Annotated in this window: 8 protein-coding genes and 1 pseudogene; 7 read left to right on the top strand and 2 right to left on the bottom strand. The window is 70.9% G+C overall.

Annotation, left to right across the window (positions count from 1 at the left end):
• The first annotated feature begins 15 nt into the window (after nucleotides 1-15).
• Nucleotides 16-4,752, top strand: a complete 4,737-nt coding sequence (locus tag ACRDSQ_RS12625) for an SDR family NAD(P)-dependent oxidoreductase (RefSeq protein WP_431421144.1) — start codon at nucleotides 16-18, stop codon at nucleotides 4,750-4,752.
• Nucleotides 4,753-4,794: 42 nt separating this feature from the next.
• Here ACRDSQ_RS12625 and ACRDSQ_RS12620 read toward each other — a convergent pair whose 3' ends face one another.
• Complete coding sequence (locus tag ACRDSQ_RS12620) at nucleotides 4,795-5,316, bottom strand: helix-turn-helix domain-containing protein (protein WP_431421142.1); 522 nt, start codon at nucleotides 5,314-5,316, stop codon at nucleotides 4,795-4,797.
• A 133-nt stretch (nucleotides 5,317-5,449) separates the two neighbouring features.
• Between ACRDSQ_RS12620 and ACRDSQ_RS12615 the strand changes: the two genes are divergently transcribed.
• Genes ACRDSQ_RS12615 through ACRDSQ_RS12590 form a run of 6 tightly spaced genes read left to right on the top strand, consistent with a single transcriptional unit; the run spans nucleotide 5,450 to nucleotide 23,460 of the window.
• The gene (locus tag ACRDSQ_RS12615) at nucleotides 5,450-19,273 is read left to right on the top strand and encodes an SDR family NAD(P)-dependent oxidoreductase (RefSeq protein ID WP_431421140.1); all 13,824 of its coding nucleotides are present in this window, start codon (nucleotides 5,450-5,452) and stop codon (nucleotides 19,271-19,273) included.
• Between the two features lie 46 nt (nucleotides 19,274-19,319).
• Nucleotides 19,320-20,174: a 3-hydroxyacyl-CoA dehydrogenase family protein gene (locus ACRDSQ_RS12610; RefSeq protein ID WP_431421138.1), complete on the top strand. Its 855-nt coding sequence runs from the start codon at nucleotides 19,320-19,322 to the stop codon at nucleotides 20,172-20,174.
• Between the two features lie 24 nt (nucleotides 20,175-20,198).
• The gene (locus ACRDSQ_RS12605) at nucleotides 20,199-20,453 is read left to right on the top strand and encodes an acyl carrier protein (RefSeq protein ID WP_431421136.1); all 255 of its coding nucleotides are present in this window, start codon (nucleotides 20,199-20,201) and stop codon (nucleotides 20,451-20,453) included.
• 11 nt (nucleotides 20,454-20,464) lie between these two features.
• Complete coding sequence (locus ACRDSQ_RS12600) at nucleotides 20,465-21,601, top strand: acyl-CoA dehydrogenase family protein (protein WP_431421134.1); 1,137 nt, start codon at nucleotides 20,465-20,467, stop codon at nucleotides 21,599-21,601.
• 1 nt (nucleotide 21,602) lies between these two features.
• On the top strand, nucleotides 21,603-22,697 hold the full coding sequence (locus ACRDSQ_RS12595) for an HAD-IIIC family phosphatase (RefSeq protein ID WP_431421133.1): 1,095 nt from the start codon (nucleotides 21,603-21,605) through the stop codon (nucleotides 22,695-22,697).
• 7 nt (nucleotides 22,698-22,704) lie between these two features.
• Nucleotides 22,705-23,460 (top strand): thioesterase II family protein, encoded by a 756-nt coding sequence (locus ACRDSQ_RS12590; protein ID WP_431421131.1) that lies wholly within the window; start codon nucleotides 22,705-22,707, stop codon nucleotides 23,458-23,460.
• A 126-nt stretch (nucleotides 23,461-23,586) separates the two neighbouring features.
• Here the strand turns inward: ACRDSQ_RS12590 and ACRDSQ_RS12585 are convergent.
• Nucleotides 23,587-23,768 (bottom strand): annotated as a pseudogene (locus tag ACRDSQ_RS12585) (hypothetical protein); the annotation flags it as partial.

Below are 23,768 nucleotides of genomic sequence, written 5' to 3'. Positions count from 1 at the left end.
CGAAAGGCTCGGCTCATGGCCACTGAGGACAAACTGCGCGAGTACCTCAAGCGCGTCACCGTCGACCTCACCGAGGCCCGCAAGCGCCTGGCCGAGGTGGAGGAGACTCAGCACGAACCCATCGCCGTCGTCGGCATGGCGTGCCGCTACCCCGGGGGCGGCGACACCGTCGACGGCTTCTGGGACCTGCTGCGCGACGGCCGGACCGGCGTGGTGGAGGTGCCGCCGTCGCGCTGGCAGGTCGACGACTACTACGACCCCGACCGCCGTGCCGTCGGCGGCGTCTACACCCGGCACGGCTCGTTCCTGCCCGACATCGCCGGCTGGGACGCGGAGTTCTTCGGCCTCTCCCCGCAGGAGGCGCTGCGGATGGACCCGCAGCAGCGGCTGCTGATGGAGCTGCTGTGGGAGGGGCTGGAGAACGCGGGCACCACCCCGGCCAAGCTTGCGGGCAGCCGCACCGGGGTGATGGTCGGCTTCATGGACACCGTCCAATATGGACGGCTGGAGCAGGAGTTCACCGGTCCGGGTGTGGTCGCCGACCCGTACTTCGGCCAGGGTGTCTCCGCCAGCGTCGTCGCGGGCCGCCTCGCCTACCAGTACGACCTGCGCGGACCGACCGTCACGCTGGACACGGCGTGCTCGTCGTCGCTGGTCGGCGTGCATCTCGCGGCGGAAGCCCTGCGGCGCGGGGAATGCGACCTCGCGGTCGCGGCGGGCGCGTTCCTGATGATCCACCCCGACATCTACGTCCAGGCGTGCGCCACCTCGATGCTGGCGCCGGACGGGATGTGCAAGACCTTCGACAGCGGCGCCGACGGCTACGTGATGGGCGAGGGCGGCGGGCTCGTCGTCCTGGAGCGCCTGTCCTCGGCGATCCGCGACAAGCGCCGCATCCGCGCGGTGCTGCGGGGTTCCGCGGTCAACCAGGACGGCCGCAGCAACGGCCTGACCGCGCCCAGCCGCGGCGCCCAGGTCGACGTGATCCGCCGGGCGCTCGCCGCGGCCAGGGTGCGGCCCGACGAGGTCGACTACGTCGAGGCGCACGGCTCGGGCACGCAACTCGGTGACGCGATCGAACTGTCCGCGCTGCACGACGTCTTCGGCAAGCGGGAGCGCCCGCTGCACGTGGGCGCGGTGAAGACCAACATCGGCCACACCCAGTCCGCCGCCGGAGTCGCCGGGCTGATCAAAACCGTGCTGGTGCTCGAGAACGGCTTGGTGCCGGAGAACCTGCACCTGTCCGAGCCGGCGGTCGCCATCCCCGCGGATGGCACGGTCCAGCCCGCGGCCGCCCAGGTCCGGCTGCCCGAGACCAAGCGGATCGGTGGTGTCAGCTCGTTCGGCTGGTCTGGCACCAACGCGCACCTCGTCCTGGAGTCCGCACCCGAACCCGACGAGCGCGCCGAACCCGTTCCCGCTGCCCACGTCCTGCCGATCTCGGCGGCGAGCGCCCCCGCGCTCCGCGCCCGGCTCGACGACCTCGCGGCCTGGCTCGAAGCGCGGCCCGACACCGGCCTCGCCGACGTGGCGCACACCCTGCGGAGCGGCCGGGCCGAGCACGAACACCGGCGCGCGCTGCTCTGCGCCGACACCGCTGAGGCCATCCGCCGGCTCGGAACCGCCGCGTCGGCGGGCGAGCTGGTCCTCGCCAAGAAGCGGCCCCGCGTCGCTTTCCTGCTTCCCGGAACCGGCGACCAGTACCTCGGCCTCGGCCGCGACCTCTACCGCACCGAACCGGTCTACGCCAAGGCCGTCGACACCTGCGTCGAGATCGTCCAGGCCCGCGGCGGCGTGGACCTGCGCCCGGTGTTCTTCCCCGAGGGCAAGGCCGCCGTCGCCGACGACCTGGCCACGATGCTCGGCCGAGGCGAAGCCGCGGCTGCTGATGACGACCCGATGCAGCGGGCCGAGATCGCGCACCCGTTCCTGTTCACCGTCGAGTACGCCCTCGCGAAGCTGTTGGCGCACTGGGGAGTCACGCCCGACCTGCTGATCGGCTACAGCCTCGGCGAGTACGTCGCCGCGTGCCTCGCCGAGGTGTTCTCCCTGGAGGACGCGCTGCACGTGGTGGTGGAGCGGGCCCGGCTGATCAGCTCGGCCCCGGCGGGTGGCATGGTCGCGGTGGCCGCAGACGAGACCACCGTCCGGGCCGCGATCACCGACAGCGGCGCCGACGTGGATGTGGCCGCGCTCAACGGCCCGTCGATGACCGTGCTGAGCGGGGTCGACGAGGCGCTGACGGCGGTGTCCGGGCTGCTGACCTCGCGCGGTGTCGCGTGCCGCCCACTGCGCACCGCGCACGCCTTCCACTCGTCGCTGCTCGCACCGGTCCGCGACAAGCTGGCCGCGCTGATCGACTCGGTGCCGCGCCAGGCCCCGACGACCACGATCGTCTCCAACCACACCGGCGCCGCGCTGACCGCCGCCCAGGCGACCAGCCGCGAGTACTGGGCCGACCACCTGGTCAACCCGGTCCGCTTCGCCGACGGTGTGCGGCACTGCCTGGCCGAGGACATCGACGTGTTCATCGAACTCGGTGCGGGCCAGACCCTCGGCGGCTTGGTGCGCCAGAACCTCACCGCCGGTCAGGCGTCGGTTCTCGGCACGCTGCCCGCGCTGTGGGCCGGTCGGGCGACCCCTGACGAACGGGTCGAGCTGCTGGCGGCCTGTGGGCAGCTGTGGGAACTCGGCGTGGCCGTCGACTGGCCGAGCCAGGACGGTGCACGGGTCGTCAGCCTGCCCACGTATCCGTTCCAGCGCACCCGGTTCTGGCCGGAACAGACCTACCAAGGCGCCGCGACGACCAAGCGCACCCAGCCCGGCGAGCTTTGCTACGCCCCCGCATGGGGCCGTGACCTCACCCCCGACATCTCGACGCAAGCGCGCCTGACCGGTCCGCTGGTGGTGTTCGCCGACCCGGACGGCGTCGGCACCCGGCTCGCGGCCCGGCTCGCCGCGACCGGCACCCCGGTGCTGGAAGTGGTCCCCGGCACCGAGTTGAAGCGCGACGGCAACCGCTTGATCATCGACCCGGCAGACCCTGAGCACTACCGCGAGGTCTGCGCCGCCGCCACGGCTCTGGTCGACGACGGACCTGTGCACGTCGTGCACGCCTGGAGCCTGCTCGCCGATTCGGCGACCCCGGTCTACGCGACCGACGACGAACTGCGCGGCTCCATCCGACACGCCTTCGACAGCCTGCTGCTCGCCGTGCAGGCCTTCGCCGAGGTGCCCGCGAAGCACGGACTGCGGCTGCTGACCGTGAGCCGCGGCGGCACGGAGATCCTGGGCGGCGACGCCCCAGCGCCCTACCGCTCCGCCGGACACGGGCTCGCCCGGGTGGTCCAGCACGAGTTCGCCGGGCTCACCTGGAGCGGCGTCGACCTCGACCCGGACCAGGCCGACAACGACCTCGCGGCCGCCCAACTCGGCTACGAGCTGGCCAGGGAAAACGAGCCCCACGGCACGGTCGCGGGCTGGCGGCGCGGCCGCCGCTGGACCAACGACTGGGCCGAGGTGTCCACACAGGACAACTCCGACTGGCCGTGGCGCACCGACGGCGTCTACCTGATCACCGGTGGCACCCGCGGCCTCGGCATGGGCCTGGCCAAGCACCTGGTGCGCGCCGGTGTGCGCAAACTGGCGCTGGTCAGCCGATCCGGCGTCCGCCGCGACCAGCCGGTCGAGCCGGGCACACCCATCGCCCAGATCCACGCCGACGTGGCGGAACTGGAGGCGGCGGGCGCCGAAGTCCTCGCCCTGGCCGCCGATGTCGGTGAGCCCATCCAGCTCCGGGCCGCTGTGCGGAGCTGCCGCGAGCACTTCGGCGAGCTGACCGGCGTCCTGCACGTGGCAGGCCTACCCGCCAGCGGAATGGCGCAGCGCCAGACGATCGACGGCGCGCGCGCGGTGCTCGCCCCGAAGATCCTCGCGATGGGCCCCCTCGCCGAACTGGTCGGCCCGGACTCACCGGCGGACGAACGCCCTGAGCTGCTGGTGCTGTATTCCTCCGCGGTGACCGCGTTCGGCGGCATCGGCGAGGGCGACTACTGCGCCGCGAACACCGTGCTCGACGCCTACGGAGCGGCCTTGGCCGCCACCGCGCCCTCGACGAGGGTGGTGACCGTCGCCTGGGGCCCGTGGCTGCACGACGCCTGGCAGGACGCCGGCGACGGCAGCGTCAGCGACCTGGCCGAGCGGGCGGGCGAGTACCGGCAGAAATACGGCTTCAGCGACGAGGCGGGCAACGCCTTCCTCGACCGCGTGGTGGGCCGGGGGCACGGCAGCGTGATCGCCGTCCGCCAGCCGATGGCGGAGGCACTGCGCGAGTGGACCGCACTCGTCGACATCGACGCCCTGGTGAACGCCAGCTTCGTGGCGCCGGCGGGGGAGCGGTTCCCCAGGCCGTTGCTGCGCACCGAATTCGTCGCGCCCCGCACCGATTTGGAAACCACGATCGCCGAGGTGTGGCAGGCCTACCTGGGCATCGACCGCGTCGGCGTCAACGACCCGTTCTTCGACCTCGGCGGCAACTCCCTGGTCGGCATGGCCATGGTGCGCGCCGTGGAGAAGGAACTCGACTCGACCATCGCACCCGCGGTGCTGTTCGAGCACCCGACCGTCGCCGCGTTCGCCGCGGCCCTGGACCGCCCGGACGGGCCTGACCAGACCTCCGAGCAGGTGCTCGCCACCAGCTCGGCTCGTGGGCAGCGGCGGCGCCGCGCCCGTTCAGCGGACTCGCGGAATTGACATCCTCCCCCGCATCAAGGCTGGGGATTCCAACTGCAACAACTACCGCGTGAGGAGGTGGTCGTCGTGTTGAGGTTCACGGTTCTCAGGCCAACGGCCGGCCCGATCACGGGTAACCCGGTACGACTTGACACCGTCCGCAACAGCACGCGACCAACGGAATCGCACCCACCCCACCTTGGGAACCCGCACCTCACCGACGTTGCGGGACACCCGGCGCACATCGCCAGGGGTGACCGCCACAATCCGGAAACCCTCGCCCCGCCCTCGGCTGCGCCATCTTGGGCGCCGATGGGTCCGGCCGAAGAAGTTCGCCATTGCCTGAGCGAAATCCCTCAACGCTTGCTGTTGCACGATCACCGAACCGGCCGCCAACGACGGGTTCGCCGCCCGCGCGTGCGTCAACTGGCGAGCCTGCTCGACGTACCCCGGCGCGGCCTTGCGCCCCGGCCGCCAGTGAGCGTGCTGCTCCACAGCCAGGTTCCACACAAACCGGGCATGCCCACAGTGCTCCATCAACACCCGCTCCTGAGCAGGGGTCAGCCGAAGAAGGAACCGGGACATGCCAACAACTTAACCGCCACCACCGACAAACCCAGGAGACAGAGTTGACGCCAGACACGCCGGGGCAGGCACAGACCCTCCGGAATCCCACTTCTCCCCGGCGTGAATGCCGAATCATCCTTGGAAGGCCCTGATGACTGATCACGACGACATGAGCGACCGCGGGGACACGATGGTGCCCAGCACCGACATCGCGATCGTGGGCATGTCCGGGCGCTTCCCCGGCGCCGCGGATGTCGCCGGGCTGTGGGCCAACATCCGCGCGGGCTTGTCCGGGCTGACCCGGTTCACCGACGACGAACTGCGTGCCGCGGGGGTGCCGAGCGAACTGCTCGAAGACCCCGGCTACGTGAAGACCGGCGCGGTGCTCGACGGCATCGAGCTGTTCGACGCCAACTTCTTCGGGGTCAACCCGAAGGAAGCGCAGATCCTCGACCCGCAGCACCGTCTCTTCCTGGAGCACAGCTGGGAGGCGCTGGAGGACGCGGGGTGCGACCCGACCCGGTTCGACGGCGCCATCGGCGTCATCGCGGGCAGCTCGTGGAGCTCCTACCTGCAGAACAACCTCTCGCCCAGCGGGATCGCCGCGTCCATGGGTGAGCTCGCGGTCGGGCTCGCCAACGACAAGGACTCGCTGACCACCCGGGTGGCGCACACACTCGGCCTGACCGGGCCCAGCTACGCCGTGCAGAGCTACTGCTCGACCTCCCTGGTCGCGGTGTGCGCGGCGGCGAGCAGCCTGGCCAACTTCGAGAGCGACCTCGTCCTCGCGGGCGGCGTCAACGTCGCCGTCCCGCACCGGGTGGGCTATCTCTACCAGCAGGGCGGCATCGCCCCGCCCGACGGCGAGTGCCGCGCGTTCGACGCGGCGGGCCTGGGCAGCCTGGTCGGCAGCGGCGTCGGTGTGGTCGCCCTGCGCCGCCTTGAGGACGCCATCGCCGACGGGGACCGCGTCTACGCCGTCATCCGCGGCTGGGCGGTCAACAACGACGGCGGCCGCAAGGTCGGCTTCACCGCGCCCGGTGTGCAGGGACAGGCCGCCGTCATCGCCGAGGCGCTGGCCTGCGCGGACCTGACCCCGGCCGACATCGACTACATCGAGGCCCACGGCACCGGCACCGCCCTCGGCGACGCCGCCGAACTCGCCGCCATGCAGCAGGTGTTCCGCGACCAGTCAGTCAAGATCGGCTCGGTCAAGACCAACGTCGGCCACCTCGACCGCGCGGCGGGTGTCACCAACCTGATCAAGACCGCCCTCGCCCTGCGCAACGAGGAGATCCCGCCGTCGCGCAACCTCACCGAGCCGAACCGCCAGCTCAGCACCGGCGACGCCCGGCTCGAAGTTGTCACCAGCCTCACCGCGTGGCCCCGCGAGGAGATCCGGGTCCGCCGGGCGGGTGTGAGCGCCTTCGGCATCGGCGGCACCAACGCGCACGTCGTGGTCGAGGAGGCCCCGCTCGTGTCGCGGCCCGCGCCCCGGCCCCGGCCTGAGCTGCTGGTGTGGTCGGCGCGGTCCGCCGACGCGGCCGACGCGATGACCACCCGGCTCGCCGACTACCTCGAAACCGGCGCCGAGCGGCTCTCCGACATCGCCTACACGCTGCAGACCGGCCGCCAGGTCTTCGAACACCGCCGCGCGATCGTCGCCTCCACTGCAGACAGTGTCGTCGAGTGTCTGCGGGACAGCGCGACGCTGGGCCGCACCGACGGCCGCGCCGACCGCGACGTCGCCCTGCTGATCGCGGGCACCGGCGAGCAGTACCCGGGCATGGCCGCGGACCTCTACGAGACCGAGCCCGTCTTCCGCGCCGTGCTCGACGAATGCCGCATGGTCCTGGTGGAGCGCCTCGGACTCGACCCGCTCGAAGAGATGCTGAGCCCCCGCGAGGCGGGCGACGGCGCGGGCCTGAGCTGGCTGCTCGGCCGTGAAGGCGACACGACACCCGGCGCGGGCGAGTCGACCGACCGCCTGCAGCCCGCCATGTTCGCCGTGGAGTACGCCCTCGCCCGGCTCCTGGAGTCCTGGGGCGTGCGGCCCGCCGTGCTCGCCGGCTACAGCGTCGGTGAGTACGTCGCCGCCGCTCTGGCCGGTGTGCTCTCCCTGCCCGACGCGCTGGCCCTGGTCGCTCGCCGCGCCCAGCTCATCAACGCGATGCCCGGCGGCGCCATGGCGGCGATCCCGAAGTCCGCCGCCGACGTCCGCGACCTGATCGCGCGCGCCGGAGTCACCGGCATCGACATCGCCGCGGTCAACGGGCCCGACCTGACCGTGGTCGCGGGCGAACCCGAGGCCATGTCCCGGTTCCGGACATTCCTCGAAGGCGAAGCCGTGCCCAGCCGCCCGCTGGCCACCACGCATGCCTTCCACTCCGCGATGCTGGAGCCGATCCGCGCCGGGCTGACCGAGTGGGTCGCCGCGAACGTCACCCTCAACGCGCCGGAAATCCCCTACATCTCCAACGTCACCGGCACTCTCGCCACCGCGGACCAGGTGACCGACCCGGGTTACTGGGCCGAGCACATGTGCGCCCCCGTCCAGTTCGACGCCGTCCTGAGCACGCTGCTGGAGCAGGGTGACCTGGCGCTGCTGGAGATCGGCCCCGGCCAGTCGCTCGGCGCCATGGTGCGCGGGCACCGCGACTGCCCGCAGGACCGCTGGCCCCTTGTCGTGCCGACGATCCCGGCGGCGGGCGACCCGCGTCAGGCAAGCGTCGTGCTGGCCGAGGCGGTCGGCAGGCTGTGGCTCGCCGGTGTCCCGATCGACTGGGCCGGCTACCAGGACGACCGCGCCGTCGGCAAGGTCGGCCTGCCCACCTACCCGTTCCAGAAGCAGCGCTACTGGATCGACCCGCCCATCGGCCAGGCCGCCGTCGCGGCGGTGTCGGCGAACCTGCTCGCCGGTGAGCTCGACGAGCCGGTCGACCACGTCCGGCTGATGACTCCACAGTGGACCGACACCGCGCTGACCGGCGACCTTGTGCCGCTGGAGCGCTGCGTCCTGCTCGCCGACGCGACCGGCGTGGCCGACGTGCTCGCCGAGTCGCTGCGCGCCGACAAGGTCGACGTGGTCGTGCTCCGCGACGAACACGCCCTGGCCGAGACCGACGAGATCCCGACCACCCTGGTGGACCTGCGTTTGCTCGACCGCGATGAGTCTGTCGCCGACCCCGCCGAGGGGGAGGTTCGCGGAGTCTCGGAATCGCCTCAGTCCGATAAGGACGGACGCGACGTCGTCGCCCCCATCGCCGCCATGCTCGACGCCTGGGGCAGCCAGGGCGGCAACACCAGGGTCATCCTCGTCACCCGAGGCGGCCAAGCCGTCACCACGGCCGAAAGCCCGGTCCCGGCGCATGCCGCCGCTGCCGGTCTGCCCGTGGTCGCCAACCAGGAGTACCTCAACCTCGAATGCCGCACGGTCGACCTCGACCCGGCCGCCACCCCCGAAGCCTCGGCGAAAGCCCTGGCCGCGGAGGTCCGCCGCCCGGCCGACGACGTGCTGGCCGGCTACCGCGACGGCGTCCGCTTCGTGCGCGGCTACGCCCCGACCGAGTCCGACCAGCCCGGCACCCCGATCCGTCGCGGCGGCACGTACCTGGTCACCGGTGGTCTGGGTGACGTCGGCTTGATCCTGGCCGAGCATCTGGCCACTGCCGGCGCCGGCAAGCTCATCCTGACCAGCCGCGGCGGTATCCCCACCGGCATCGGCGACCGCCGCAGCGACGGCGTCGCCCGGCTGCGCGCCCTCGGCGCCGAAGTCCTCACCCCCGCCGTGGACGTCACCGACGCCCACGCGATGGCCGCCATGCTCACCGAGACCCTGGCGGGCGGCAGGCTCGACGGCGTCGTGCACGCCGCCGCCGTCACCGGACCGGAGACGTTCCGAGCCCTGCGCGACATCGACACCGAAACCGTCGACTGGCACTTCGGCGCCAAGGTCGCGGGCGCGCTCGCCCTCGCGGACGTCCTGGCGGAGCTGCCCACCGAGCAGGCGCCGGACTTCTGTGTCGTGTTCTCGTCGACGTCGTCGATCCTCGGCGGCATCACCTTCGGCAGCTACGCGGCGGCCAACGCCGCCCTGAGCGCCGTGGGCCACGCCAACCACGCCCGCTTCGCCGCGGGCGAGTCCCCGACCTGCTGGATCGCGGCGAGCTGGGACACCTGGTCGATCACCCTGGAGCGGATGCAGGTCGGGGTCGGCGCGGCGATGGTCGCCCACTCCATGAGCACCGAGGAAGGCCTGCAGGCCTTCGACCGGCTCCTCACCGAACGACAGCCGAACCTCGTCGTCGCGGCGGGCGGTCTCGACGACCGGCTCCCGCGCGCGGCGGCCATGCTCGACACCACGGTCGGCGCGGCGGACCGCTTCCCCCGCCCGGATCTCGCGCAGTCCTACGCCCCGCCGCTGACCAGGACCGAGCGGTCCCTGGCCGAGCTGTGGACCGACGTCATCGGCGTCGAACCGGTCGGCATCAAGGACGCCTTCTTCGATCTCGGCGGCAACTCGCTGCTCGCCCTGCAGATGCTGGCGCTGGTCAAGAAGCGCTTCGGTGTCTCGCTGCCCGCGGTGACCCTGTTCGAGGCCCCGACCGTGCACACCCTGGCGGCCATCCTCGACCAGCACGGTGTCGCGGCCCCCGCGTCGACCACGCCCGCCGCCACCTTGGTGCGCGCTCGCCAGGAGCCCGATGACGACCGGCGGATCGCCGTCATCGGCATGGCGGGCCGGTTCCCCGGCGCGCCCGACGTGCGGACCTTCTGGAACAACATCCGCGGCGGCGTCGAGTCGATCAGCTTCTTCACCGACGAGGAACTGCTCGCTTCCGGTGTCACGCGGGAAGAGTTCTCCGACCCGTCGTACGTGCGGGCCCGCCCGGTCCTCGACAACGTCAGCGACTTCGACGCGGGCTTCTTCGGCATGAACCCGCGCATGGCGGCGGTCACCGACCCGCAGCAGCGCATGTTCCTCGAAGTCTGCTGGGAAGCGCTGGAACAGGCCGGTTACGTCACGCCCAAGCACCGCGGCCGGGTCGGCGTCTACGGCGGCGCCAACATCAGCACCTACCTGCTGCAGAACCCCGCCAGCCTCACCGACGGCCAGTTCTCCATCTACGAAGTGATCATGGGCAACGACAAGGACGCCCTGACCACGACCGTGTCCTACCTGCTCGACCTGTACGGCCCCAGCGTCGCGGTGCAGACGTTCTGCTCGACCTCCCTGGTGGCGATCCACCTCGCGATCCAGAGCCTCCGCAGCGGTGAGTCCGAAATGGCCATCGCCGGCGGCGTCTCCATCCGCGTCCCGGACAAGATCGGCCACGAGCACATGCCCGGCGGCATGGAGTCGCCGGACGGCCACGTGCGCACGTTCGACGCCCAGGCCCAGGGCAGCATGTTCGGCGACGGCGCGGCGGCGGTCGTGCTCAAGCGACTGTCGGACGCCATCCGCGACGGCGACCACATCTGGTCGGTCATCCGCGGTTCGGCGATGAACAACGACGGCGCGCTCAAGGTCGGCTACACAGCCCCGAGCGTCGTCGGCCAGTCCCGAGTGATCATCGACGCGATGGCCGACGCGGGCGTGACCGGCGATGACGTCAGCTACATCGAGGCGCACGGCACCGCGACCGAGCTGGGCGACCCGATCGAGGTCACCGCGCTGACCCGCGCCTTCGGTGACACGAAGGAGAAGCAGTTCTGCCCGATCGGGTCGGTCAAGACCAACGTCGGCCACCTCGACCGCGCGGCGGGCGTCACCGGTCTGATCAAGACCTCGCTCGCCCTGTGGGACAAGGTGATCCCGCCGAGCCTGCACTACACCGCGCCCAACCCGAAGATCGACTTCGCGAACAGCCCGTTCTACGTCAACACCGAGCTGTCCCCGTGGCCCGAGCGCGGCGGCCGCCCGCCGATCGCGGGCATCAACTCCCTCGGCATGGGTGGCACCAACGTCCACCTCGTCGTGGAACAGGCACCCGAACGCGCTCTGGCCACGCCTGCCGACCCCGACTCCGCCCGGCGCTACCACGTCCTGCCGGTCTCGGCCCGCAGCGCGGTCGCCGCCGACGAGGCGCTCGCCCAACTCGGCGCGCACCTCGGCTCGACCTCGGACACCCGGCTGGCCGACGTCGCCTACACGCTTCAGGTGGGGCGCAAGACCTTCGAGCACCGCCGCGCCCTGGTCTCCGCCGACATCGAGGAGGCCGCGACGGCGCTCGCCGATGGCGAGGTGCTGGGCCGCGTCGACACGACCACCGGCAGGCCGGTCGCCTTCGTGTTCTCCGGCGTGGGGGAGCAGTACCCCGGCCTGGTGAACCAGCTCTACCAGCGCGAACCCGTGTTCCGCGGTGTGCTCGACGACTGCATCGCGCGGCTCGCCGAGACCCTGCCGGACGTCGACCTGACAGACCTCCTGACCGGCGAGCGCGGCGCGGGCGCCAACCTCGCCGCCCTGCTCGGCCGCGGCGATGACAGCACCGACGAGCGGGTGTCCACACTGGAGCGCACCGAGGTCGTCCAGCCCGCGCTGTTCGCCGTCGAGTACGCGCTGGCCAAGACCCTGATGACCTGGGGCATGCAGCCACAGGTGATGCTCGGCTACAGCCTCGGCGAGTACGTGGCCGCGTGTCTGTCGGGCGTGCTGTCGCTGCCGGACGCGCTGGCCCTGGTCGCGCACCGCGCCAAGCTGATCGACACGGTGGACGCCGGGTCGATGGTCGCCGTGCCGATGCCGGTCGCGGAGCTGGAGCAGTTCGGCCTCGCGGAGCGTGGCCTGGACATCTCGGCGGTCAACGGACCGCAGATGACCGTGGTCGCGGGCCCGGTCGACGCCGTGGACGCCTTCGTGGCGGAGCTGCGCGAGGCGGAGATCCCGTGCAGGCCGCTGCAGACCACGCACGCCTTCCACACCCGCATGCTCGACGGGATCAGCGGCGAGCTGACCGAGTGGGTCAAGGCGAACATCACGCTCAACGCCCCGGAGATCCCCTACATCTCCAACGTCACCGGCACCCGCGTCACAACCGAGCAGGCGACCAACCCCGCCTACTGGGCGCGGCACATGTGCCAGACCGTGAAGTTCACCGCGGGCATCGAAACCCTGCTGGCCGACCAGGAACTCGCGATCATCGAGATCGGTACCGGCCAGTCGCTCGGCGCCATGATCCGCGGCGCGGGCGCCCCGCCCACCCGCTGGCCGCTCATCCTCAGCACCCTGCCGTCGGCCAACGAGACCCGGGCGGACGACGCGGTCCTCACCGACCTGCTCGCCCGGCTCTGGCTCAACGGCGTCGACCTGGACTGGACCGTCTACCACAACCGCCACGAAGACTCCGTTGACGACGTCATCCAGCCCAACCGGATTCCGTTGCCCACCTACCCCTTCCAGCGTCAGCGCTACTGGATGGAGTCCTCCGGTCGACCCGCGCTCCCGGCGGCGGGCAAGGCCGTCGTGGTCGAGGACGAAGGCCCGCATGTGCGGGTCATGCGGCCGGACTGGACCGAGGCGAAGATCGTCGGCAAGCCCGCGACGCTCGGCACCTGCGTGCTCTACGCCGACACCCTCGGCGTGGCCGACGCCCTCGCCGAGTCCCTGCGGGCCGTGGGCGCCGAGGCAGTGGTGGTTCCCAGCGGCGCCCTCACCGCCGCCGACCACGCCGCCCTGGTGCGCAAGCACGCCGCCAAGACGCAGAACACCGTCGTGGACCTGCGCCTGCTCGACCACCCCGAGTCCGATGTAGACGGTCGCGACGTGGTCCGGCCGACCGCGGCCATGCTCGACGCGTGGGGCAGCGACGGCAGCGGCAGCGCCCGCGTCATCGTCGTCACCCGCGGCGGCCAGGTCATCAGCGAGGGCGACACCCCGCTGCCCGCCCAGTCCGCCGCGGCGATCCTGCAGATGGTCGCCAACCTCGAATACCTGAACCTGGAATGCAGCACGGTCGACGTCAGCGTCGACGCGGCCGAGGCGGCGCGGGCGCTGCTGGCGGAGATCCAGCGGCCCGAGGACGTCGGCGACGTCCTCATGGCCTACCGCGGCGGCACCCGGTACGTGCGTGGGTTCGCCCCCGTCGAGCCCGGTTCGGGCAAGGCGGGCAACCACTCCGTCCGCAAGGGCGGCACTTACCTGATCACCGGCGGTCTCGGCGACCTCGGTCTGCTCATCGCCGAGCACTTCGCCAAGGCGGGCGCGGGCAGGCTGGTCCTGACCAGCCGGGGCGGTGTCCCCACCGGCATCGGCGACCGCCGCAGCGACGGCGTCGCCCGGCTCCAGGAACTGGGCGCCGAGGTCATCACGCCCGCGGTGGACGTGACCGACCTCGACGGCATGCGCGCCGTGATCGCCGGCCTGCTGGTCGACGGCGGCACCCTCGACGGTGTTGTCCACGCCGCCGCGGTGACCGACCCGGGCACCTTCCGGGCGCTGCGGGAGGTGGACGAGGAGGCCGTCGGCCTGCACTTCGGCGCGAAGGTCGTCGGCGTGCGCGTCCTGGAGACCCTCGTCGGGGAGCTGACCGACGAACAGGCCCCGGACTTCTGCCTGCTGTTCTCGTCGACGTCGGCGGTCCTCGGCGGCATCACCTTCGCCTGCTACGCGGCGTCCAACGCGGCGCTCGCGGCGATCGGCTACCGCAACCACATGCGCTACACCGCGGGCCAGATCCCCACGTGCTGGATCTCGTCGAGCTGGGACACCTGGTCGGTCGAGAACGGCCACGGGACGCTCGGCGCGGCGATGTCCAAGCACGCCATGACCGCCGAGGAGGCACTCGACGCGCTCGACAAGCTGCTGGCCGAGCCCGGCCCATGGCTGGTCGTCGCCGCGGGTGGCCTCGACGAGCGGCTGCCGCGCGCGGTGACGGTCTCCGAGGTGGTCAGCACCGGGCCGAAGCTGCCCCGCCCGGACCTGCCGCAGCCCTACGCGCCGCCGGTCACCGCGACGGAGAAGTCGCTGTGTGAGCTGTGGTCGCACCTGCTCGGCATCGAGCCGATCGGCATCAAGGACGCGTTCTTCGACCTGGGCGGCAACTCGCTGCTCGGCCTGCAGATGCTCGCCCTGGTCAAGAAGCGCTTCGGCATCGCTGTCGCGGCCGTGACCTTGTTCGAATCGCCCACGGTGCAGGCCCTTTCGCTGGTGCTCGACCCGGAAGGCAAGTCGGGCAAGGCAGCCAAGAATGCAAGGACACAGCCGACGGTCACGGCGCGCCCGGAGCGGCCCGCGGTGGAGCTGACCGACGACCGGCGCATCGCCGTGGTCGGCATGGCGGGCCGGTTCCCCGGCGCGCCCGACGTGGCCGCGTTCTGGGACAACCTGCGCGGCGGCGTCGAGTCGATCAAGGTGTTCTCCGAGGAGGAAATGCTGGCCTCGGGCGTGACGCCGGAGGAGATCGCCAACCCGGCCTACGTCCCGGCGCGGCCGGTGCTCGACAACGTGCGCGGGTTCGACGCGGCGTTCTTCGGGATGAGCCCGCGGATGGCCGCCATCACCGACCCGCAGCAGCGCCTGTTCCTCGAGGTCTGCTGGGAGGCACTGGAGCAGTCCGGCTACGTGGTGCCCGAGCACCGCGGCCGCGTCGGCGTGTTCGGCGGCGCGAACCTGAGCACCTACCTGATGCGGATGCCGGAGCGCCTGGCCGACGGCGAGTTCAGCACCTACGAGGTGATCATGGGCAACGACAAGGACGCCCTGACCCTCACCGTGTCCTACCTGCTCGACCTCTACGGCCCCAGCGTCGCGGTGCAGACCTTCTGCTCAACGTCGCTGGTGGCCACGCACATGGCGATCCAGGCCCTTCGCAACGGCGAGTGCGAGATGGCCATGGCGGGCGGCGTGTCGGTCCGGGTGCCGGACAAAATCGGCCACGAATTCGCCGCGGGCGGAATGGAGTCGCCGGACGGGCACGTGCGCACGTTCGACGCGCAGGCCCGGGGCAGCATGTTCGGCGACGGCGCGGCCGTGGTCGTGCTGAAGCGGCTCTCGGACGCGCTGCGCGACGGCGACCACATCTGGTCGGTGATCCGCGGCTCGGCGATGAACAACGACGGCGCCCTCAAGGTCGGGTTCACCGCGCCCAGCGTGGTCGGCCAGTCCCGGGTCGTCGTCGACGCGATGGCCGACGCGGGCATCACCGGTGACGACGTCAGCTACATCGAGGCGCACGGCACCGCGACCGAACTCGGCGACCCGATCGAGGTCGCGGCCCTGACGAGGGCGTTCGGTGACACCAAGGACAGGCAGTACTGCGCGATCGGGTCGGTCAAGACCAACGTCGGCCACCTCGACCGCGCCGCCGGTGTCACGGGTCTGATCAAGACCTCACTGGCGATCCGCGAGCAGGTCATCCCGCCGACGCTGCACTTCACCAGCCCCAACCCGCAGATCGACTTCGAGAACAGCCCGTTCTACGTCAACACCGAGTTGTCGCCGTGGCCCACCCTTGACGGCAAGCCGCCGATCGCGGGTATCAACTCCCTGGGCATGGGCGGCACCAACGTCCACGTGGTCGTGGAGCAGGCTCCCGAGCGGCCGGTGCCGCCGCCCGCGGACCCGGAGACGAGCCGCCGCTACCAGGTGGTCCCGGTCTCCGCCCGCAACAACGGCGCGATCGAGGCGGCGTGCGCCCGGCTCGGCTCGCACCTCGACGGCAGCGACGCCAGGCTGCTCGACATCGCCTACACGCTTCAGGTGGGGCGCAAGACCTTCGAGCACCGCCGCGCGGTCGTCGCCGACAGCGTCGAGGCCGCCAAGGCGATGCTCGACGGCGACGTGGCCGGGCTGCTCGGCCGGGTCGACACGACCACCGGCAGGCAGGTGGCGTTCGTGTTCGCCGGTGTCGGCGAGCAGTACCCGGGGCTGGTGAACGAGCTCTACCAGCGCGAACCGGTGTTCCGTGCGGTGCTCGACGAGTGCGTCGGACACCTCGCCGACGCCCTGCCCGACGTCGATCTCACCGACCTGCTGGCGGGGGAGCGCGGCGGCGGTCTCGACCTGGCCGCGATGATGGGCCGGGCAGGCGCGGGCACCGACCCGCGTGTCTCCACTTTGGAGCGCACGGAGGTCGTCCAGCCCGCGTTGTTCGCCGTCGAGTACGCGCTGGCGAAGACCCTGATGACGTGGGGTCTGCAGCCGCGGGTGATGTTGGGCTACAGCCTCGGCGAGTACGTGGCCGCGTGCCTGTCCGGCGTGCTGTCGCTGCCGGACGCGCTGAAGCTGGTGGCGCATCGGGCGAAGCTGATCGAGGCGCTGCCCGGCGGCGCGATGGCCGGGGTGTCGCTGTCGGTGGCGGACCTGGGCGCCTACGGGCTCCAGGAGCGCGGGCTCGACATCGCCACGGTCAACGGGCCGTCGATGACGGTGGTCGCCGGTCCGACCGAGGCGATGGCCGCCTTCGTCGCGGACCTGCGCGAGGCCGAGGTCCCGTGCCGGGAACTGCAGACCACGCACGCGTTCCACTCCCGGATGCTCAACGAGATCAGCGACGAGCTGACCACGTGGGTCAAGGACAACATCACGCTCAACGCGCCGGAGATCGACTACATCTCCAACGTCACCGGCACGCGGGTGACTGCGCAGCAGGTCACCAACCCGGCCTACTGGGCGCGGCACATGTGCCAGACCGTGCAGTTCGCCTCGGGCATCGCCACGCTGCTCGCCGACGAGGAACTCGTCATCGTGGAGATCGGCCCCGGCCAGTCGCTCGGCGCGATGATCCGCGGCGCGAACTGCCCGCCCAGCCGGTGGCCGCTCATCCTGAACACGCTGCCGCCCGCGGGCGACACCCGCGCGGACGACGCGGTCCTCACCGACTGCCTCGCCCGGCTCTGGCTGACCGGCGTCGAGATCGACTGGACGACCTATCACGACCGGCACAACGCCGACGCCGACCTGGCGACCCGGCCCAACCGGATCCCGCTGCCCACCTATCCGTTCCAGCGGCAGGACTATTGGATCGAGCCCCCGGCCCGCGGCGCGGTGCCGCAGCCAGGTCAGATCCCGGCCGAGGCCACCCTGGAGGTGCTCGCGGACCTGCCGAAGCTGCCGCAGGAGCAGTGGCTGCACCTCCCGGTGTGGCGCCAGACCGCGGCGCCCGCCGCGGCGACCGAGCAGCCGCGCGAGTGGCTGGTCTTCACCCGGGACGGCGCGGCCGAAGACGTAGTCGAGGGTCTGCGGAAGTCCGTCGCGGACACCGGGGCCACGCTGCGCCTGGTCCGCCCGGGCACGGCGTACTCGGTCAAGGAGAACAGCCACACGCTGCGGCCGGGCAACGTCGACGACACCCTCGCCCTGCTGCGTGACCTGCGTTCGGCGGGCACCCCGCTGGAGCGGGTGGTGCACCTGTGGACGCTGGGCGAGGAGTCCGGCGACGAGACCGTCCGGCTCGGCCTGCACACCCTGGTCGCGCTGGCCAGGGCGGCCGGTGAGCTGGGCATGGAGGGCTGGTCGCTCGATGTCGCCTCCGCCGGCACCCAGCAGGTGCTCCCCGGCGACCCGGCCAACCCGCACGCCGCGACCCTGACCGGGCCCAGCATGGTGATCCCGCTCGAATACCCGACGGTCAGCGCCCGGCTGCTCGACGTGGACGCCGATCTCGGCCCCCGCGCGGTCAAGGCGCTGGTCGCCGAGTTGCGCAGGCCGTTCACCGACCGGATCGTGGCCCTGCGCCACGGCAGGCGCTGGCTGCCCTCCTACGAGTCGATGACCGCTCCCTCCACTGTGGACAGCACGGTGCTCCGGGACGGCGGGGTCTTCCTGATCACCGGCGGTCTCGGCGGGATCGGCTTGGCCATGGCCGAGCAGCTGGCCATGGACTGCGGCGCGAAGTTGGTCCTGTTCGGCCGCAACGGTCTGCCGGAGCGGGAGACCTGGCCGGCGATCCTGGCCGGAGACACCGGTGACGCGACTCTCCGCCGACGCGTGGCGGGCGTGTTCGCCCTGCTCGACCTCGGCGCCGAAGTCGAGATCGTCGCCGGTGACGTCAGCAACGCCGCCGACGTCCGGCGGGCCGTGGATGTGGCCTTGGAGCGCTTCGGCGCGCTCAACGGCGTGCTGCACGCCGCGGGTGTGCCGGGCATGGGGCTCATGCAGTTCAAGCAGCCCGAGGAACTCGACCAGGTGCTGGCGCCGAAGGTCGCGGGCACCCTGGCCATCGCCGAGGCGCTGCGCATCGGCGAGCCCGACGAGGTGCAGCTGGACTTCTGGGTCCTGTTCTCCTCGATCACCTCGGCCACCGGCGGCGGCCCCGGCCAGGTGGACTACTGCTCCGCCAACGCCTTCCTCGACGCCTACGCCCACCAGCTCGCCGCCACCGGACGCACCGTGCTCTCCGTCGACTGGGGCGAGTGGATCTGGAACGCGTGGGCCGACGGGCTCGCGGGCTACTCGGAGACCCTGCAGGAGTTCCTGCTGGAGAACCGGGAGCGCATCGGCATCGGGTTCGCCGAGGGTTGGCAGTCGCTGCTGCGCGCCCTGGACTGCGGCGAGCCGCGGGTGGTGGTGTCCACACAGGACTTCGACACCATGGTCCGGTTCAGCTCGCAGTTCACCCTTGAGGCGGTGATGTCCTCCGCCATGGCTGAGGGCGGCGGCACCCGCCACCCGCGGCCCGACCTGGTGACGCTGTTCCAGGAGCCGTCGGGGGTCACCGAGGAGACCATCGCGGAAATGTGGTGCGAGGCGCTGCGCCTGGAGCAGGTCGGCGTGCTCGACAACTTCTTCGAACTCGGCGGCAACTCGCTGCTCGGGGTGAACATCGTCGCCGCGCTGCGCAAGAAGTTCGAGCTCGACGAACTGCCGCCGCACATCCTCTACGAGGCGCCCACGGTCGCCTCGCTGGCCAAGGTCGTCGAGGCGGCGGCGGACGGTCCCGCGGCGGCCGAGACCGCGAACGGCGACGGTGGCGTCCGCGCCCAACTGCGCCGCTCCGGGCTGGAGGCGGCGGGCGCCCGCAGGCGCGGTCGGTGACACAAATGGCTTCCCTCAACGCGAACTCACACGAAACGGAGCGGTCATGACCGTGGTAGGCGTAATCGGCGCGGGTGTCATGGGCGTCGGAGTCGCCCAGAACCTGGCGCAGACCGGACACGAGGTGATCCTGGTCGACACCAGCGAGGCGATTCTCGCCCAGGCGCTGGCAACTATCCGGAACAACTGCAGGTTCAGCCGGATGATGGGCGGTCCCGCGGTCGACCCGGACGAGGTGCTCGCCAAGATCAGCACCGGCGTCGGCGCGGACGCCTTGGCCAAGGTCGACGTGGTGATCGAGAACGTACCCGAGGACTGGACGATCAAGCGCGAGGTGTACCAGGCACTGGACGTGGCATGCGGGCCCGAGACCGTGTTCGTGGTGAACACCTCGGCCATCCCGATCACCAAGGTGGCGGCGGTGACCAGCCGCCCGGCCAACGTGATCGGCGTGCACTTCATGAACCCGGTGCCCGCCAAGCCCGCGGTCGAGCTGATCCCTGGCTTCCACACCTCGCCGGAAACCATCCAGCGCACCCGCGATCTGCTGGCCGCGATGGGCAAGCACGCCATCGACGTCAAGGACTCGTGCGGGTTCATCTCCAACCGGCTGTCCCACGTCTTCATGAACGAGGCCGCGACCCTGGTGTACGAGGGCGTGGCCACCGCCGAAGGCGTCGACGAGGTGTTCCGCAGTTGCTTCGGGCACCCGATGGGCCCGTTGGAGACCGCGGACCTGATCGGCGTGGACACCGTGCTCTACAGCATCGAGGTGCTGCACGAGCACTACGCCGACCCCAAGTACCGGCCGTGTCCGCTGCTCAAGCAGATGACCGAGGCGGGCCTGCACGGCCGCAAGAGCGGCCGCGGCTTCTACGACTACACCGGCTCTTCCAAGTAATCCACTCAAGACAAAGGAGACATGATGTCGGACAACGCCACCACCCAGATCCTGGCCTTCATCAAGGGCCGGTTCCCGGACGTCGAGATCGACGCCTCGCAGGACATCTTCGCGCTCGGGTTCGTCAACTCCCTGTTCGCCATGGAGCTGGTGATGTTCGTCGAGAAGACCTTCAGTGTCACCATCCCGAACACGGAGCTGCAGCTCGACAACTTCCGCTCCGCGGACTCGATGGCGACCCTGGTCGAGCGCTGCTCGGCCGCGGTCGCGTCGGTGTGAGCATGACGGCCATGGCAACCGCGCCGGACCTCGGCGCGGTCCACGACCGCGCCGCGGCCCGCGCGTTCGTCGACACCCACATCGCCCCACACGCCAACGCTTTCGAGCGGGACGCGCGGATCCCGGAGGAGCTGCTGGAGCGGATCGGCGCGGCCGGGTTGTGGGCGCCGTTCCTGTCGCACGCGCTCGGTGGCTCGGGGATGGACATGGTGACGCTCGGCGCGATCCACGAGGAGGTGGGCCGCGGCTGCTCGTCGGTGCGCAGCCTGCTCACCGTGCACACCATGGTGTCCTGGACCCTGGCCCGCTGGGGCAGCCAGGCCCAGCTCGACCAGTGGGCCCCGGCCCTCGCCAGCGGTGCGACCCTTGGTGCCTTCTGCCTGTCCGAGCCCGGCGCGGGCAGTGACGCCGCCGGGATCACGACGACCGCGGTGCCCGCGGGCGGCGGCTGGACGATCAACGGCGTCAAGAAGTGGATCACCAACGGCAACCGGGCCGACCTGTACCTGGTGTTCGCCCGCACCGAGACGAGCATGGGCGCGTTTCTGGTGCCAGGGGACACGCCGGGCGTCGAGGTCAGCCCGATCACGGAGATCCTGGGCACCAGGGGTTCCATGCTCGCCGAGGTGTCCTTCAAGGACGTCTCGGTCGGCCCGGACGCCCTGCTCGGCCCGAGTGGGTTCACCGCGGGGATGGTGCTGACCGGCACCCTCGACCTCGGCCGGTTCAGCGTGGCGGCCGGGTCGGTCGGCATCATCCAGGCTTGCCTGGACGCGTGCACGGCGTACACGTCGAAGCGCACTGTCGGCGGGACCGCGATCCGCGAGTTCCCGCTGATCCAGGCGAAGGTGTCCGACATGCTCACCGACGCCCGCGCGGCCCGGCTCCTGGTGGCGGAGGCAGGCAGGCTCAAGGACGAGGGCGACTCGGCCACCCTGATGGCCACCTGGGTGGCGAAGTACTTCGCCTCCGTCGCCGCGGCCCGCCACGCGTCGGAGGCCGTCCAGATCCACGGCGCGAACGGGTGCGGCCCGGACTACCCCGTGGCCAGGCTTTACCGCGACGCCAAGGTGATGGAGATCATCGAGGGCAGTAACGAGGTCCAGCGGATCACCATCGCCGGCGAGGCATATCGGGAGATGAACTGACGTGAGTGTGCAGACTGATGTGGAGCCCCGTGTGGAGCCCGGGGTGTTCGTGGCTCCCGAGAAGCCCGTGCAGGGCCGAATCAAGTGCGTCGTGTGGGACCTCGACAACACCCTGTGGGACGGGGTCCTGCTCGAAGACGAGGCCGTGACCCTGCGGCCCGAGGTGGTCGAGCACATCCACCGCCTCGACAAGATGGGTGTCCTGCACTCCATCGCCAGCAAGAACGACCACGACGCCGCCATGGCGAAGCTCGCCGAGTTCGGCCTGACCGAGATGTTCCTGTACCCCCAGGCGAACTGGAACGCCAAGTCCGACTCGATCAAGCACATCGCCAAGGGCCTCAACCTCGGCCTCGACGCCTTCGCCTTCGTCGACGACCAGGAATTCGAGCGCGCCGAGGTGGCGCACGTCGTCCCCGAGGTGACCTGCGTCGACGTCGCCGACCTCGATGAAGCGTTGGCCCGCGCCGAGTTCATCCCGCGTTTCGTCACCGACGAGTCCGCACTGCGGCGCGAGATGTACCAGGGCCAAATCGCCCGGGACGACTTGGAACGCGAGTTCGTCGGCACCAACAACGACTTCCTCGCCGGCCTCGAGATGACCTTCACCATCGAACCGGCCCGCCAGGAAGACCTCCAGCGGGCCGAGGAACTGACTGTGCGCACCAACCAGCTCAACTCGACGGGACGCACCTACTCCTACGATGAACTGGACGTCTTGCGTGAATCGCCTGAGCACCTCCTGCTGGTCGCTTCCCTCACCGACAAGTTCGGCAGCTACGGCAAAATCGGACTGGCCCTCGTCGAAAAGGCCGAGGACGTCTGGCGCTTGAGGATGATGCTCATGTCCTGCCGCGTCATGTCGCGTGGCGTCGGCATGGTCATGCTCAACCACGTCATGGGCCTGGCCAAGGAAGCAGGCGCCAAGGTCCGCGCCGACTTCGTCGAAACCGGCCGCAACCGCATGATGCAGGTGACCTACGCCTTCGCCGGCTTCCGCGAGGTAAGCCGAGTCCACGACCAGGTGGTGCTGGAGGCGGACCTGGACACCCTCCAGGCCCCACCCCCGTACGTCCGCGTCGAGATCCTCGGCTGAGGCAGCCATGACCGCTGTCGACGTCGCAAGCAAGTGGCTGCCGTTCAAGGCCCAAGCAGGCCCGGGACTCCCGTTGTTCTGCCTGCCCCACGCGGGCGGGGGAGCGTCGGCGTTCCGGACCTGGCTGGGCCAGGTCCCCGACGTGGCCGTGCTGCCGGTCCAGCCCCCCGGCCGCGAAGCCCGATTCCGGGAACCCGCACACGAACACATGGAACCCCTGGTCACCGCCCTCGCCGAGCTCGTCCTCGGCGAGGCGGCCGACCGCCCTTACGCCGTCTACGGCCACAGCCTCGGCGCTTTGGTGGCGTTCGAACTGGTCAGGGAGATCCGCCGCCAGGGCGCCCCCATGCCCACCCGCCTCATCGTCTCCGGCTGCTCGGCCCCCGGCCACCCGTTCGACGACGGTCCGATGGTGACCGGCATGACCCGCCCCCAACTGCTGCGAATGCTGCGTGAGCTGGGTGGAACCCCGGAGTGGCTGCTGGCGGACGAGTCCTTCGTGGACATGATCCTGCCCGCGGTCCGAGCAGACTTCAGCGTCAAGGAAACGTACGAATACCGCCCGGAACCACCCTTGGACATCCCGCTCACCGTCCTGGCCGGCACCGAAGACCCCCGGGCTTCCCACGACGCGCAGAGTCGGTGGAGGCAACAGACCACCGCGGGGTTCGAACTGCACACCATGGTGGGCGGCCATTTCGAGATCTTCGAACAGTCAACCCTCACCCACAAGTACCTCGCGGAGGCCTTACATCTGACCTGAAACAACACAGGGTCGGCAGGTTCGACGGCCGCGCGTGCTCTGGCCGGCGTGCCGGAGATCCGGCCAGACGAGGAGATCGTTGCCGCGGTCCCGAAGCCGCCCACCAGCACGGTCACCACCTCTCGGTCAAAACGGTGCGGTGTCGGCGGCAGTGCCGCACCGCTCCGGTTCGGCCGGTCTCGGTGAGGGCATGTCGTAGTCGATGAGTGGTTCTTGGTCGACGGCGTGGTTCTCGCCGGTGGGTGTGGTCCAGACGAACAGTCCTGGTCGGGTTTGTTTGAGGCGCCAGCCGGGTTGGTCTTTGAGTT

It is taken from the genome of Actinokineospora sp., from assembly GCF_050699995.1.
GTDB lineage: Bacteria > Actinomycetota > Actinomycetes > Mycobacteriales > Pseudonocardiaceae > Actinokineospora.
This window is presented reverse-complemented; position numbering and strand designations above follow the sequence as displayed.